The 14936-nt window shown below is 70.7% G+C and carries 9 protein-coding genes; 5 read left to right on the plus strand and 4 right to left on the minus strand.

Annotated elements, in window-relative coordinates:
* Positions 1-104: 104 nt before the first annotated feature.
* A complete protein-coding gene (hisG, locus tag WMF14_RS48775) occupies positions 105-740 on the minus strand; it encodes an ATP phosphoribosyltransferase (RefSeq protein WP_272096866.1) in 636 nt (211 codons plus the stop codon).
* A complete protein-coding gene (murA, locus tag WMF14_RS48780) occupies positions 737-2005 on the minus strand; it encodes a UDP-N-acetylglucosamine 1-carboxyvinyltransferase (RefSeq protein ID WP_272096867.1) in 1269 nt (422 codons plus the stop codon). Before murA ends, hisG begins: the two co-directional genes overlap by 4 nt.
* A 203-nt stretch (positions 2006-2208) precedes the next feature.
* Here murA and WMF14_RS48785 point away from each other — a divergent pair, with 203 nt between their 5' ends.
* On the plus strand, positions 2209-3393 hold the full coding sequence (locus WMF14_RS48785; protein WP_437797827.1) for a hypothetical protein: 1185 nt from the start codon (positions 2209-2211) through the stop codon (positions 3391-3393).
* Complete coding sequence (locus WMF14_RS48790; RefSeq protein WP_437797829.1) at positions 3368-3919, plus strand: DUF2452 domain-containing protein; 552 nt, start codon at positions 3368-3370, stop codon at positions 3917-3919. The genes WMF14_RS48785 and WMF14_RS48790 overlap by 26 nt, the downstream gene beginning before the upstream one ends.
* Before the next feature lie 13 nt (positions 3920-3932).
* On the opposite strand, the gene WMF14_RS48795 is transcribed toward WMF14_RS48790, so the two are convergent.
* Together WMF14_RS48795 and WMF14_RS48800 are read right to left on the minus strand one after the other, a co-directional pair.
* Entirely contained in the window at positions 3933-4919 is a 987-nt protein-coding gene (locus tag WMF14_RS48795; RefSeq protein ID WP_272097944.1) for an NAD(P)H-quinone oxidoreductase, read from the minus strand.
* A 32-nt stretch (positions 4920-4951) separates the two neighbouring features.
* Positions 4952-6190 carry a serine/threonine-protein kinase gene (locus WMF14_RS48800; protein ID WP_437797831.1) on the minus strand — a complete coding sequence of 413 codons (1239 nt, stop codon included), beginning with the start codon at positions 6188-6190 and terminating at the stop codon, positions 4952-4954.
* 449 nt (positions 6191-6639) lie between these two features.
* Between WMF14_RS48800 and WMF14_RS48805 the strand changes: the two genes are divergently transcribed.
* From WMF14_RS48805 to WMF14_RS48815, 3 genes are all read left to right on the plus strand, one after another.
* Positions 6640-8310, plus strand: a complete 1671-nt coding sequence (locus WMF14_RS48805; protein WP_437797833.1) for a serine/threonine-protein kinase — start codon at positions 6640-6642, stop codon at positions 8308-8310.
* A 442-nt stretch (positions 8311-8752) separates the two neighbouring features.
* The gene (locus tag WMF14_RS48810; RefSeq protein WP_272096873.1) at positions 8753-11839 is read left to right on the plus strand and encodes an AAA family ATPase; all 3087 of its coding nucleotides are present in this window, start codon (positions 8753-8755) and stop codon (positions 11837-11839) included.
* 216 nt (positions 11840-12055) lie between these two features.
* Entirely contained in the window at positions 12056-14269 is a 2214-nt protein-coding gene (locus tag WMF14_RS48815; RefSeq protein WP_272096874.1) for a SulP family inorganic anion transporter, read from the plus strand.
* The last annotated feature ends 667 nt before the right edge of the window (positions 14270-14936 follow it).

The raw sequence follows: 14936 nt of genomic DNA on the forward strand, positions 1-14936 counted from the left end.
CCGGGAGCGCGGCGAGGTGCGGTAGCAGCTGGGCCTCCTCTCTCTGGGTCTCCGGACGGCGGCTGTCCTCGATCAGCGAGCGGCGACGAGCGCCCCCGCGGCGATCACCGCCCCGCGCCGGCCGTCGCGGCCCGCAGGCGCTCGACCAGCGGGCGGATGGCGTCGCTCCGCAGCTTGTAGGACGCGCGGTTCGCGACGAGCAGGGTGCTCACCTCCGTGACCGTCTCGAGCACCTCGAGGCGGTTCTCGCGCAGCGTCGAGCCCGTCTCGACGATATCGACGATGAGGTGAGAGAGCCCGACGAGCGGCGCGAGCTCCACCGAGCCGTGGACGGGGATGATCTCCGCCACCACGCCCTTGCTCGCGAAGTGATCCCCGGCGATCCGCGGGTACTTCGTGGCGACGCGCGGCAGATCGGGCACCTCCGTCTGCTCGGGCCCGGCCACGACGAGGCGGCAGCGGCCGATGCCGAGATCGAGCGGCGTGTAGAGATCGTGGCGGCGCTCGAGGAGCGTGTCACGGCCGGAGACCCCGAGATCGGCGGCGCCGTACTCGACGTAGGTCGGGACGTCGTCCGGCTTCAGGAACACGTACCGGATCGCGCCGTCCGCCGTCGGCCGGACCAGGCGGCGATCGCTCGCCTCGAGGGGCGCGCTGTCGAGGCCCGCGCGCCGCACGAGCGGGATGAGGTCCTTCAGGATCCGCCCCTTGGGGACGGCGATGGTGAGGGGCCTCGTCATCCGGCCCGCCCCTCGACGCGCGCCGTGTCGGCGCCGAGCTGCGCGAGCTTGCGCTCCATGAACTCGTAGCCGCGATCCAGGTGGTAGACGCGCAGCACCTCGGTCTCGCCCTCGGTCGCCACGAGCCCGGCGATGACGAGCGACGCGCTCGCGCGCAGATCGGTGGCCATCACGGTCGCGCCCGACAGCGGCGCGCCGCCGTGCACGTGCGCCGTGTGGCCGTCCACGTCGATGTGCGCCCCCATCCGCGAGAGCTCGGGGACGTGCATGAAGCGGTTCTCGAAGATGGTCTCGACGATGCGCGACGTGCCCTGCGCGAGGCACATCAGGACCATGAACTGCGCCTGCATGTCGGTCGGGAAGCCCGGGTGCGGCGCCGTCGTCACGTCGACGGCGCGCAGCGGCCGCCCCTCGCGGCGGACGCGCACGCAATCGCCCTCGCGGCCCACCTCGACGCCCGCCTGGCGGAGCTTCGCCGCGACCGCCTCGAGGTCCTCGAGCGGCGCGTTCTCGATCAGCACGTCGCCGCCGGCCGCGGCCGCCGCGACCATGTACGTGCCGGCCTCGATCCGATCGGAGATGATCGCGTGGTCGAACGGCTCCAGCTCGTCCGCGCCCTCGATGTGGATGACGTCCGTGCCGGCGCCGCTCACGCGCGCGCCCATCTTGTTGAGCACCCGGCCGAGCTCCTCGACCTCGGGCTCGCGCGCGCAGTTCACCAGCGTGGTCCGCCCCTTCGCGAGCGCCGCGGCCATCATCAGGTTCTCGGTGCCGGTCACCGTCGGCAGATCGAACACGACCTCGGCGCCGCGGAGCCGCTTGCACTCCGCGACGATGTAGCCGCGGGACAGCCGGATCGTCGCGCCGAGCGCCTCGAGGCCCTTGAGGTGCTGATCCACCGGGCGCGTCCCGATCTGGCAGCCGCCGGGGAGCGACACCTTGGCGCGGCCGAAGCGCGCGAGCAGCGGGCCGAGGACCATGACGCTCGCGCGCATCTGCTTGACGAGCTCGTAGGGGGCCTCGGGCCGCACGTTGTCGCCGGCGCCGACCTTCACGAGCGGCGGCGCGGTCTCGACGTTGCGCCCGAGGAACCGGAGCAGCGCCGAGGTCGTGTCGATGTCGCGCAGCGCGGGCACGTTGCGGAGCAGGCTCTCCCCATCGGAGAGCAGCGTCGCGCAGAGGATCGGCAGCGCGGCGTTCTTCGCGCCGCTGATGCGGATCTTGCCGGAGAGCGGCTTACCGCCCCGGATCCGGATGGAGTCCATGCCCCCGCTATCGCACAACCCGCGGCGGAACGCGATGTTTCGGGGGTCGCCCGCGCGCCGCGCCCCGTGTTTCGCCCGGTGCTCCGCGTCGACCGCCGCGCCGCCGCGAGCGCGGAGCGCGGCCGGCGCGGAGCGCGGGGCGGGCGGACGACGGGCCCACTTTCCCGTGCGCTTCCCGTGCGCTGGTCTAGTCTCCACCGGCCATGCGACCGAGCGCCATCGCCCTGTCCTCGCTGCTCGCCGCGTCTGTGGCCCCGCTCGCAGCCGCGCAGCCGTCGGCCGATCTCCGCGGGTTCCGCGCCTCGATCGACCCCGGGGCCGGCGTCTACCTCGAGCCCGCCGCGACCCCGGACACGGGCGAGTGGAGCGCGAGCCTCTGGGCCTCGTACGCCTACCGTCCCCTCGTGCTCCGCGATCCCGCCTCGGGGAAGGTCCGCTTCGACGTCATCCGTCACCAGGTGAGCGCCGATTTCGCGGCCGGCGTGGGCGTCGCGCGGCGCCTGCTCGTGGGGCTCACGCTGCCCGTGGTCCTCCACCAGAGCGGCGACGAGCCCACGTCCGACGCCACGCGGGTGCTCGGCGACACGTGGCTCCCGGCGCAGGCGCTCGGCGATCTCGGCCTCGTCGGCAAGTTCACCCTCGTGCAGCCCATCGGCGGCGATCTCGGCGGCTTCGCGCTCGCGCTGCACGAGCGCTTCACGCTGCCCACGGGGGACGAGGCGTCGTTCGTGGGCGAGGGGGGCGTCACGAACGAGCTCAGGCTCCTCGCCGAGTACCGCCTGATCGCGTTCGGCGCGCACCTCGCGGCGGGGGTCAAGCTCCGCGCCGGCGAGGCCCGCTTCGGGTGCGAGGCGACCCCGGTCTCCGCCGCGGGCGGCGATCCGTGCCCCACGGTGTTCGGCCACGAGCTCCCCTTCGGCCTCGGCCTGTCGTTCCGACCCCAGATCCTGGGCATCGACCCGGAAGGGCGCGCAACGTTCTTCCTGGAGGCGCACGGGCACCTCCCGCTCTCGCCGATCGCGCCGTTCGCGAGCCAGGAGGCCGCCGCGCTGGAGCTCGGCCTCGCCGCGCGCTACGCGCTGGGCGACGTCTCGTTCCTGGCCGGCGTCGAGACGGCGCTGGCCGGCGGCGTCGGCACCGCGCCGCTGCGCACCGTCCTCTCCGTGGCTTGGACCCCGCGCGTGCACGACGCCGACAAGGACGGCGTGCCGGACGATGTCGATCAGTGCCGCGAGCTCCCGGAGGACCGCGACGGCTTCCAGGACGACGACGGGTGCCCCGAAGGGGACAACGACGAAGACGGCGTCGTCGACGAGGAGGACCGCTGCCCGACGCAGAAGGAAGACGAGGACGGCGTCGCGGATGAAGACGGGTGCCCGGACCCGTGACGCCGGGCCGTGGACGATCCATGACGACGTGGACCGCATGAGCGACGACGGCTACACGAAGCACGGCGGCGGCCGCCACGAGGGGCCCTCCCGCACCTCGCCGTATCCCCTGAGCCGGCTCTCCCCGCCGCACGAGCTCGTCGACGTGGCGCGGGAGATCCAGCAGGCGGACGCGCTGCTCGGCGCGGTCACCGGCGGCAAGCTCGCGCAGATCGCGCGGCAGATCCGGTCGCTCCAGGAGGAGGCGCGGCGGGTCCTCGAGGCGGCGCAGCGCGACGGCGAGCTCCACCGGGCGGCGTGCACCTTCAAAAAGCGGCCCGGCCACGTCTACCACCTCTACCGGCGCGGCGACGGCGTCCCTTACCTCTCGATGCTCTCGCCCGAGGAGTGGGGCGGCTCGCCGCCGCACGCGTTCGAGGGCTCGTACCGCCTCGAGGTCGACATGTCGTGGACGCCGTCCGAGGAGGCCGAGGCGCACGACGCGGAGGCCGGTGCGCTCGCTCGCCTCACCGGCCGCGGCGCGTGACCGCGGCGCTCGCTCACCCGCCGAGCTGGAGCAGCACCTTCCCGAACGACGCGTTGCTGGCGACGTAAATATGTGCCGCGGCGGCATCGCCGATCGGAAAGACCCGGTCCACGACCGGCCGCACGGCGCGGCTCGCGAGCCACGGGGAGATGTTCCGCTCGAGCACCTGCGCCGCCGCGATCTTCTCCTCGAGCGGGCGCGAGCGGAGCACGGTGCCGATGAGCTCGACGCGCTTCCGGAGGAGCTCGCGCAGGTCGAGCTCCGTGGACGCGCCGGCCGTCAGCCCGACGAGCGCGATGCGGGCCTTGGACGCGCACGCCTTGAGATCCTCGCCGACGTACGCGCCTCCGACGAGCTCGAGGACCACGTCGACCCCCGCGCCTCCGGTCGCCTTCAGCACCTCGTCCGCGAACCTCGCGCCCGACGCCGCGATCCCGGCGTGCAGCCCGAGCTCGCGGCAGCGATCCAGCTTGTCCTGCGTGCGCGACGTCCCGACGACGAAGCACCCGAGCGCGCGGGCGATCTGGAGGCCGGCCGTGCCCACGCCGCTGCCGACCGCGTGAACGAGCGCGCGCTCGCCGGGCGCGAGCCGGGCGCGCGTCACGAGCGCGTCGTAGGCGGTCACGAACGCCTCGGGGACCGCGGCCGCCTCCTCGTCCGTGAGCCCTTCCGGCACCGGCGCGACCTCGCGCTCGTGCGCGACGACCCGCTCGGCGTAGGCGCCGCCCGCGAGGAGGCCGAAGACGCGATCGCCCGGCGCGAAGCGGCGCGCGCCCTTCCCCGTGGCCTCGACCACGCCGGAGTACTCGAGCCCCGGCACGTCCTGCGGCGCGCCTGGCGGCGCCGGGTAAAGGCCCAGCCGCTGGAGCAGATCGGCGCGGTTCACCCCGGCGAAGCGGACGGCGACGCGCACGTGCCCGTCGGGCACGTCGGGCGCATCGACCTCCCGCACCTCGAGGACCTCCGGCCCGCCCGGCTCGCGGATGACGACGGCGCGCATCTTCAATGTGCCGCATGTGCCGCTCACGCCGTTCATTCTTCCATCGGCGGCGGGAGCACGCTCTTCCGGTAGAAGTATTCCACCTTCTCCGAGTCCGGATCGACCGGCTCCGCCTCCGGCTCGGCCGGCGCGTTGCCGCCGATCGCCGCCTCGATCTGCACCTGCTCGAGCGCGTCCATCATCGAGGCCGCGCTCGGGAAGCGCTCCTCGCGGTCGAGCGCGAGCGCGCGCATCGTCGCGACGTCGAGCGAGTGGGGCACCTCGGGCCGCAGCATGCGCGGGCGGATCGGCTTCACCCGCTGGATCTCCGCGAGCAGGGCGGCGGCCGTCGGCGCCTTGAACGGCAGCTGCCCGGTGAGCATCACGTAGAGCAGCATGCCCACCGAGTAGAGGTCCGCGCGCGCGTCGAGATCGCGGACGCCTTGCGCCTGCTCCGGCGCCATGAACGCGGGCGTGCCGGCGATCGCGTGGCTCCCCGCGGCGGCCATCGAGACGAGGATCGACGGCGCCGCCGCCCCCGTGTTGAACGCCTCGGCGACGCCGAAATCGAGCACCTTCACGGTGAGCGGGCCGCGGCCGCCGCCGACGAGACAGATGTTGTCCGGCTTGAGATCGCGGTGGAGGATGCCCTCGGTGTGCGTGACGACGAGCGCGCTGAGCACCTGGACGGCCACGTCCAGCACGACGGGAATGGGCATGGGGCGCTCGCGCGCGAGCCGCTCGGTGATGGTCTCGCCCTCGAGCCGCTCCATCACGAGGTAGGGCGTGCCGTCGTCGAGCACGCCCAGATCGTAGACCTCGACGATGTTCGGGTGGCCGAAGCGGCCGGCGACGGCGGCCTCGTTGTGGAAGCGCGCGATGGCCGTCTTGCTCTGAGCGTACTGGCCGCGGAGCGTCTTGATCGCGACCCGGCGCCGCAGGCCGATGTGGATCGCGTCGTAGACCATCCCCATCCCGCCCTTCGCGATGACGCCGAGGATGCGGTAGCGGTCGTGCAGCAGGCGGCCGACGAGCGGCGCTTCCTTCGTCGGCCGCGGCTGATCGGGATCGATGTCGGGCGGCAGCGGCCCGTCCACCGGCCACCCCGACTCGCCCCTGCTCGTCGGCGGTACCCGCGTCGAGGAGGGCGGGGCGACGCTCGGCGTGAGCGCCGTGCCGTGCACCGGGCACCTCTCGGTGTCCGACGGGTGCGGCAACCCGCACGCCTGGCATCGGATGAAGTGCTGCGGCGGCATCGGGGACCCGGTCAGAGTACGGGTACATCCGCCCATGCAGCAAGCTCGTTCAGGGACCGAGCGTCCCGGCCGGGGGGGCACGCCCACAGCGTGTGGTTGGGTAGCCAACCCATGTCATCTTCAGCAGCTGGGTTGGATCGGCTCGCGGCTTACGGTAGGCTGAGCTCAAACGTGCCGCAGCCGGTCCGAAAGCCAACCCGACGAGCGCGAGAGGTGCCGCGGCGAGGCGGGTACCAGAATTTGCATCAGAACGTAAGCAAGAACGTAAGCCGGAACGTGAGCGAGAACGTAAGCCAGAACGTGAGCGAGAACGTAAGCCGGAACGATTGGCGGCACGTCGACCTGAACGTTGACCAGCACGTGAACCAGTACGTAAGTCGAACGTAAGTCGAGCGTTAGGCAGCGCGTGACGGGCTCGGGGTACGCTTTCCCCGACTGCCAGCAGTGGGGGCCAGCGGGATGGGAAGGGGAAAGAGACAGAGGCCATGAGCACGGCGGAGAAGCTTTCGGACGGTGCCTCGGCCAGCGGTGAGTCCGATCCGCTGCTGGGAAAGGTCTTGAATCAGAAGTTCAAGATCCACTCCCTCCTCGCGACGGGCGGCATGGGCGTCATCTATCGCGGCGAGCAGATCGCGCTCGAGCGCCAGGTCGCGATCAAGGTCCTGACGCCCACGAACTCATCGAATCAAATCGACCCCAACTTTCATAAGCGCTTCTTCCTCGAGGCGAGCATCCTCGCCAGGCTCCAGCACCCGAACATCGTCACGGTCTTCGACTACGGCCGAGTCGAGAACATGGAGCCCGAGCGGTACTTCATGGCCATGGAGTTCCTCGAGGGCGAGACGCTCTTCCGGCGGCTGCGCAAGGCGGGCCGCCTCCCGGCGCCCGACTCGATGGGCATCGCCCGGCAGATCGCGCGCGGGCTGCGCGAGGCGCACAAGCACGGCGTGGTGCACCGCGATCTGAAGCCGTCGAACGTCATGCTCGTCCCCGGCGAGGACACCGGAGAGCTCGTCAAGATCCTCGATTTCGGCCTCGTGAAGGTGCTCGCCGACGACTCGGAGGAGCTCACGCAGCAGGGCTCGTTCCTCGGCTCACCGCGCTTCATGTCGCCGGAGCAGATCTCGCACGGCAAGGTCGATCTGCGGACGGACGTGTACTCGCTGGGCGTGATCCTCTATCAGATGCTCTGCGGGAAGGTCCCGTTCGAGGCGCAGAACTCGGTCCAGATCCTGATCGCTCACCTGCAGCAGCCCGTGCCGCGGATGAAAGAGCGCAACCCCGAGGCCGACGTGCCCGAGCCGCTCGAGGCGTTCGTGCTGCGCTGCCTGTCGAAGGATCCGGACGGCCGACCGGCCAACATGGAGGCCCTCATCCGCGGGCTCGGCGAGTGCGCGCAGGCGATGGGCCTGTCCCCGGCGTTCGGCTCGACGGGCCTCGTGACCATGGACTCCACCGGCACCGGCAGGATGCCGACGCCGATGCCGCCCGTGCGCGTGATGACGGCGATCCCCGCCAGCTCGTCGTCGCCCTCGTCGACGTCCGGCGGCACGACCTCGCAGGTGGACGACGCCTCGCTCGGCGCCGCCTCGCGCCCGGCCGACGCCGCGCCGCAGGGCCGCAAGGGCATCGTGCTCGTCGCGGTGGGCGTCCTCGCCGTCGCGGGCATCGGGGTCGCGATGTCGCAGATGCGCTCGAGCGAGCCGCCGCCGGCGCTGGCCGCCGCGCAACCGGCGAAGCCGCAGGTCGCGCCGCCGCCCGCCGACGTCGGGTCGTTCGTGCTGATGGTCGAGTCCATGCCGTCCGGCGCCGAGGTGCTGGAAGACGGCAAGCCGCTCGGGAACACGCCGCTCCAGCTGTCGCTCTCGAACAGCTCCGTGCGCGCCAACCCACGCCGGCTGACCGTGCGCCACGAGGGCTACGAGCCGTACTCGATCGTCCAGGGCCCCTCCGATCAGTCCGTGCGCCTGGTCGCCACGCTCACGAAGCAGGCCGCGGCGGCGCCGACGAGCACGCCTGCCGCGCCCACGCCGCCCCCGGCCTCCCCGGCGCCTCGCCCCTACGCTGGCCGGCCGGCCGCGAGGCCCACGCCCGCTCCCGACGCTCCGCCCCCGCCCCCTTCTCCTCGGCCGCTGGATATCCAGATCGAACGATGACCCTCCAGCGCCCCACACTCCACATCGTCGTCTCCCCGTCTGTCTTCACCGCGCGGCCGCTCTGGGCGGATGTCCCCGCCGAAGTGGAGGCACCTTGTTCCAGACTTTCCGTGGGCGAGCACGCCCCGCTCGGTACGCGCGGTGCGCACGGCGCCCACGGTGCGCACGGCAACGGTGAAGGAGACGATGTGCCGCATTCTCCGGAATATGCGCAGGAGTGCGCGCACGGACACGCGCACGCTCGCCAGCCCGCGCAGCGCGAGGAACGTCAAATCCAGCGGCGAACCGGGCCCTCCAAGGCCGCCCGAACCAGCGCCCGAACGATCGATCGAAGATCCCGGTATTCATCCGTTCCCGCCGGCAGTAGACTCCAGGCTCTGCGTCCCGCAGACGCGCTTCCCAGGCCGATTCCAAGCGGGATCCGTTGCTGAGGAGCAAGGAAATGAACCCGCTCGTCCCCGACTTCATCATCCAGCAAGACGCTCTCGGCAACACCGAGGGCAGCTTCACGGGGGCGGTGCTGATGATCGACATCCCCGGCTTCACCGAGCTCACGGAGAAGCTGATGCAGCACGGCCGCGCGGGCGCGGAGACGCTCGCCGGCACGCTCCGGTACTACTTCGACCCGCTCATCGCAGCGGTCCACCACGCCGGGGGCTTCATCACGAACTTCGCGGGCGACGCGTTCACGGCGCTGTTCCAGGACACGCCGGACCGCAAGGTCGCCGAGTACGTGCTCGGCGCGGCGCTCGCGATGCGCGACCTGTTCGCGGAGCACCCCGAGCGCGACACGCCCTTCGGCAGCTTCCCGTTCTCGTTCCGGATGGGGCTCGCGTGGGGCTCGGTCGAGTGGGGCATCGTCCGCATCTCCCCGGAGCGCGCGTACTACCACTTCCACGGGCAGGCGCTCGCCGCGTGCGTCGCGATCGAGCGGCAAGCGCTGAAGGGCGACATCCTCCTCGACCGCGCGCTCTGCGATCGCATCCCGCCCGCGAGCGCGAAGTACCACGGCGAGGGCGTCTACAAGCTCGGCGACGTGCCGGCGCCCAGGATGCCGCAGGTCCCGAGGAACCCGCCGCGCGGCGAGGGAACCGCGTTCGTGGCGAGGGGCGTCGCGGACATGCCCCCGGAGGGCGAGTTCCGCAACGTCACGAGCGTCTTCCTCTCGTTCGAGCAGATCCCGAGCTTCGCGGAGCTCACGCGCCTCCTGCACGAGCTCTCCGAGCTCTACGGCGGCACCTTCACGGGCATCGACGCGGGCGATCTCGGCATCGCCGCGCTGATCCACTTCGGCGCCCCGATCACCCACGAGAACGACAACGATCGCGCGCTCGACTTCGCGCTGGAGCTGAAGAAGCGCGGCCTCCGGCAGATGCGCCTCCGCGCGGGGATCACGCGCGACGTCCGGTACGCCGGCTTCAACGGCGGCACCGAGCGGCACGAGTTCGCGTGCATCGGCCGCGCGACGAACCTCGCCGCGCGCCTCGTCGCGAAGGCCCCCTGGTCGGCGATCTGGGCCGACGAGCAGGTCTTCCGCGCCGGCGAGACGAGCTACCAGTGGACGACGGAGAACATCTTCCGGTTCAAGGGCTTCGATCTGCCCATCCTCGTCTACTCGCTGGAGCGCCGCCGCATCTCGGTCCAGAAGGAGTTCTACGACCTCGGCCTCATCGGCCGCGAGGCGGAGATCGAGCAGCTCGCGCGCTACGTCGGGCCGATCTTCGAGGGCAAGCCGGCCGGGATCACGTACATCGACGGCGAGCCGGGGCTCGGGAAGAGCTACCTCGTGCAGCGCTTCCGCCACCGGTGCGAGGAGCACCAGAGCGACCGGCCCTTCCTGTGGATCGACGCGCGCTGCGACCAGACGCTCCAGAGCTCGCTGAACGCGTTCGAGTTCGCGCTGAAGGAGTACTTCTGGGAGTCCTCCGCGCTCGGCAAGGAAGAGAAGCTCACGAACTTCGACGACGCGTTCGAGTACCTCCTCGAGCGCCTGCCCGAGAGCCAGGCCGCGCTGAAGCGCGAGCTCGATCGCGCGCGCTCGGTGTTCGCCGCGCTCATCGGCATCCGCTGGGAGGACTCGCCGTACGAGCGCCTGCACCCGAAGCTCCGGTACACGAGCACGCTGTCGGCGCTGAGCTTCGTCTTCCTCGCCGAGGCGTCGCTCCAGCCGGTGATCCTGCACCTCGAGGACGCCCACTGGGCCGACGAGGACTCGCTCGAGGCGGTGCGCGTGATCGCGCGCGCGTGCCGGGGGCTGCCCATCGCGATCATCTGTACGACGCGGCGCAAGGACGACGGCACCCCCGTCCGCATCCCGCTCGACCCGGGCATCTCCGAGAACGTCATCGAGCTGAAGCCGCTGCCGCGCGAGCAGCTCCTCGCGCTCGCGGTCCCGTTCTTCGGCGGCCCGATGCCGGACATGCTCGCGACGCTCCTCTGCGAGACGGCCGGCGGCAACCCGTTCTTCGCGCAGGAGATCCTCGCCTACTGGCTCGAGGACGGGCGCTACGGATCGAGCTCGAGCTCCATCTCGATCTCGAACACGTTCATGCCGCCGAAGAACGTGAACAGCCTGCTCATCTCGCGCCTCGACCGGCTCGACGCGAAGGTGAAGCAGACGATCGTCGCCGCGGCCGTCCTCGGGCGCGAGTTCGACCTGCGCGTGCTCGCGCTGATGCTCCCCGACGCGTCCGTGCTCGAGGAGCACGTGCGCATCGGCGAGGCGCAGTGCATCTGGTCGCAGATGACGGAGCGGCGCTTCCAGTTCAGCAACGCGCTCCTCCGCAACGCGGCCTACGAGATGCAGTCCCGCGCGCGGCTCCAGGAGCTCCACCGGCTCGCGGCCGAGGCGATCGAGAGCCTCTACGGCGACGACCTCGAGGACCAGCTCGTCGCGCTCGGCCGCCACTGGCGCCGCGCGGGCAAGGTGGACCACGCGCGCCGCTACTTCCTCGCGGGCGCCCGCAAGGCGGCGGCGCGCTACGCCCACGAGGAGGCGACGCGCCTCTACCGCGTCTACTTCAAGCTCTCGCCGGAGCCCACGCCCGAGAGCGTCGTCGTGCGGTACGAGTTCGCGCGCGACGTCCTCGAGGCGAGGGGGCGGTACCAGGAGGCGCGGCAGGAGCACATCCGCGTGCTCACCGACGCCCAGAAGCTCGGCGATCGCGGGTCCGAGGCGCTCGGCTTCCTCGGCCTGGGCCGCACGCACTGGGCGATGCAGCAGCCGGACGACGCGCGCACGTACTGGGAAGAGGGGCTGCGCGCCGCGCGCGAGGCGGGCAACCTGCCGGCCGAGGGGCTCACGCTCGCGAGCCTCGGGATGGCCTACGCCGTCCAGGGCCGGTACGACGCCGCCCGCACGCTCTACTCGCGCGCGATCACGGTCGAGCGGCAGATCGGGAACCGGCGCGAGGAGGCGAGGCTCCTCGGGGAGTTCGCGAAGCTGCACCGGCTGAGCGGCCACCTCGGCGAGGCGGAGGCCCTGCAGGAGCAGGCCGCTGCCATCGAGCGTGAGCTGGGGGCCTCTTGAGCCGGTGGGGGACGCTGCCGTGCCCTCCGCCCGCGCGAAAGCGGCCCCGCCGTCCGACGTCGTCGCGCGCTCCCTAGATCGCGGCGCAGAGGCCCCGCCGGCCCGCGCGGCGCCGGCGCGCCCCGGCCCTCGCCGCCCTGCGAATTCCGCTGACAATCGATCAAGAGGTCTCCCAAGAGCATGACACGACAGGCAACAAAGGAGTCACCTGCGCTGTTGAACGAGGAGCTCCTTGAGAAGGCGAAGCCTTCCAAGCTCATGCCCGCCGTGATCGCCGGAATGGTCTCGGGGACGCTGGTCGTCTCGTTCGATATCTCTCTTGGCGCGCTGATATTCAACCACGGGCTGGCCGATTACCTCTCGAGAGGGATCGGCATCATCCTGATCAGCTCCGTCATCGTCGGCGTGATCGTCTCCCTGCTCAGCTCCTACAAGCCGGTGATCGCCGCGCCGCAGGAGGACGCAGCCGTCATTCTCGCCTCGATGGCGGCGGCGATCACGACGGGCATCGCGCAGAAGGACCCGACGGCGAGCCCGTTCCCGACGATCGTGGCCGCCATCGCGATCACCTCGGTGGTCGCGGGCGGCTTCTTCCTGCTGCTCGGCCTCTTACGGCTCGGCATCCTGGTCCGCTTCATCCCGTACCCCGTGGCCGGCGGCTTCATCGCAGGCGCCGGCTGGCTCCTCCTCCAGGGCTCGATCTCGGTGATGTCCGGCCAGCCATCGGCGCTCGACATCTTTCCGGCCGTGGCGATGGATCCGGAGCTCTTGAAGCGGGTCCTCCCGGGCCTCGTGTTCGGCGTCCTGCTCCTCTTGGTGCTGCGGCGGTTCTCGTCGCTCCTGCTCCTCCCCGTGCTGCTCGGGGGCTCGATCGTCGTGTTCTACGTCTCGGTGGGGCTCGCCGGCGTCAGCGTGCAGCAGGTGCTCGACAGCGGCTGGCTCCTCGGCCCGTTCCCGGCCGCGTCGCTCTGGCCGCCGATCGCCGCCTCGGACCTCGGGAAGGTGGACTGGGGGGTCCTGTTCGGCAGCGCGGGCAACATGGCCGCCGTCACGATCATGGCCGCCATCACCGTGCTGCTCAGCGCGTCCGGCGTCGAGCTCGCGACGGAGCAGGAGATCGATCTCGACCGCGAGCTGCGGGCCACGGGCGTCGCGAACATCGTCACGGGCCTGTTTGGCGGCATGGTCGGCTACCTGTCGCTGGCCGAGTCGTCGATGAGCTTCAAGGCCGGCTCGAACAGCCGCGTCTCGGGGCTGGTCGCGGCGGCGATCAGCTGCGTCGTGCTCTTCGTCGGCGCCGACGCCATCCTGTACTTCCCGCGCCCCGTCCTCGGGGGCCTGATCGCCTATCTCGGGTTCCACTTCCTCATCAACACGCTTTACGAGGGCTGGTTCCGGCTGCGGCGCATCGAGTACTTCGTCATCGTGGTGATCCTCCTTGTCGTCGCCGTCCGGGGCTTCCTCGTCGGCATCGGCGTGGGGCTCGGCGTCTCGTTCATCCTCTTCGCGCTCAGCTACAGCCGCATCGAGGTGGTGCGCAACGCCATCTCCGGGCTCCACCTGCGCAGCAACGTCGCTCGCAGCGACGGCGAGGAGATGACCCTGACGGAGCGCGCCAAGCAGCTCTACGTGCTCCAGCTCCAAGGGTATATCTTCTTCGGGACGGCGTACAATCTCCTCTCGACCGCCCAGCAGCGCATCCAGAGCGACGACGGTGAGGTGCGCTATCTGCTCCTCGACTTCCGCCACGTCAACGGCATCGACTCGTCCGCCATCGCGAGCTTCCTCCGGCTCCGCAGGCTCGCCAAGGCGAACGGCGTCAAGCTCTTCTTCACGGAGGTGCGTGTGGACATCCGCAATCACCTCGAGCGGGGTGAGGTCTTCGTCCGGGGCGACGACGACGTCTGCCAGATCTACCCGGATCTGGATCGAGGCCTCGAGGCGTGTGAGAAGGACATCATCGCGGAGGCGCCGCCCAGCATGCTGCCGCCTCCGATGCTGTTCTACGATCTCCAGGACGTATTCGGCGGTCGCGATGAAATGCTGCGTTTTCTCGGCTACCTCGAGCGCGTGGAGCTCCCGGATGGGTTCGATCTGTTCCGGGCCGGAGATGTCTCGAAGGAGCTCTACCTCATCGAGAGCGGAGAGCTCACGGCCTGGCTCGAGATCGACGGGAAGAAGGTGAAGCGGCTCCGCACGATGGGGCCGGGGTCGGTCGTCGGCGAGTCCGGGCTCTACATGGGAGAGAAGCGGTCGGCGACGGTCACCGCCAGCCGGCAGTCCACGCTCTACCGGCTCTCGGAGGAGGCGCTGCAGCGAATGACGGCGGAGGCGCCCGAGCTGGCCGCGGCCTTCCATCACAACGTGGTCACGCTGCTGGCCCGGAGGATCGTGCACTCGACGGGGCCCGTGAAATCGCTGTTCAACTAGGCTCGTCGAGTCGGCTTGGAGTGTCGCGTTCCCGTGGAGACTCGCTTGCAGCATGGTGCGATGGCAGGACGCCTCTCCCCGGTGCGCGCCGCGCGCCGGGGGGCCGGCGTTCCCGCTCTTCAATGCTGCACGCGTGAGCACCTGGATCCGGTCGTTCCGATCGAGCACGACGGGCACGATCACCGAGCGCAGCCTGCGAGCATTGCGGTCCTGTGTTCCGGTCGCGTCGAAACATGCATTGCCGTGCCGCGCGCCGTTTCACCTGGGGGAGAACAATCCCGTGTAATCGCTATCCCGGATGCGCGTGGATGCGCGGCGAACACACATTTGAATGCAATTTCGTCGATCTCTTTCGGATTCAGAGCCACGAAATGTACGATTCGCCTAAGCTTGCGAACAGTCGTGGTTTCGCTCCGAATGAGAAGGCCAGTCGTGTTGCTTACTACGCATCACATTTCCCTTGACAAGGGGACGCTCGCTTGCAATCCACGAACCCCAGGGTTGCGGCCGGGGCTGCCCGGCGTCCCGCGCGCGTCCTACCGGCCGATGGGGGCCTCGGTCCGCAGACGCGCTTCGCTGGTTGGCGCTCCCGGAGATCTCAGAGGCCAGCATCGCGCCAGCGAACACCCGCAGGCCTGTCCGCCTTGAGCAGCTGGAGAAAGGACAA

It is taken from the genome of Sorangium sp. So ce693 (assembly GCF_051521375.1).
GTDB lineage: Bacteria > Myxococcota_A > Polyangia > Polyangiales > Polyangiaceae > Sorangium > Sorangium atrum.

Coding starts and splice junctions, on each gene's coding strand:
- WMF14_RS48790 (WP_437797829.1), top strand. CDS start 3,368: ATGAAGACGGGTGCCCGGACCCGTGACGCCGGGCCGTGGACGATCCAT.
- WMF14_RS48810 (WP_272096873.1), top strand. CDS start 8,753: ATGAACCCGCTCGTCCCCGACTTCATCATCCAGCAAGACGCTCTCGGC.
- WMF14_RS48785 (WP_437797827.1), top strand. CDS start 2,209: ATGCGACCGAGCGCCATCGCCCTGTCCTCGCTGCTCGCCGCGTCTGTG.
- hisG (WP_272096866.1), bottom strand. CDS start 740: ATGACGAGGCCCCTCACCATCGCCGTCCCCAAGGGGCGGATCCTGAAG.
- murA (WP_272096867.1), bottom strand. CDS start 2,005: ATGGACTCCATCCGGATCCGGGGCGGTAAGCCGCTCTCCGGCAAGATC.
- WMF14_RS48795 (WP_272097944.1), bottom strand. CDS start 4,919: ATGCGCGCCGTCGTCATCCGCGAGCCGGGCGGGCCGGAGGTCCTCGAG.
- WMF14_RS48800 (WP_437797831.1), bottom strand. CDS start 6,190: ATGGGCGGATGTACCCGTACTCTGACCGGGTCCCCGATGCCGCCGCAG.
- WMF14_RS48805 (WP_437797833.1), top strand. CDS start 6,640: ATGAGCACGGCGGAGAAGCTTTCGGACGGTGCCTCGGCCAGCGGTGAG.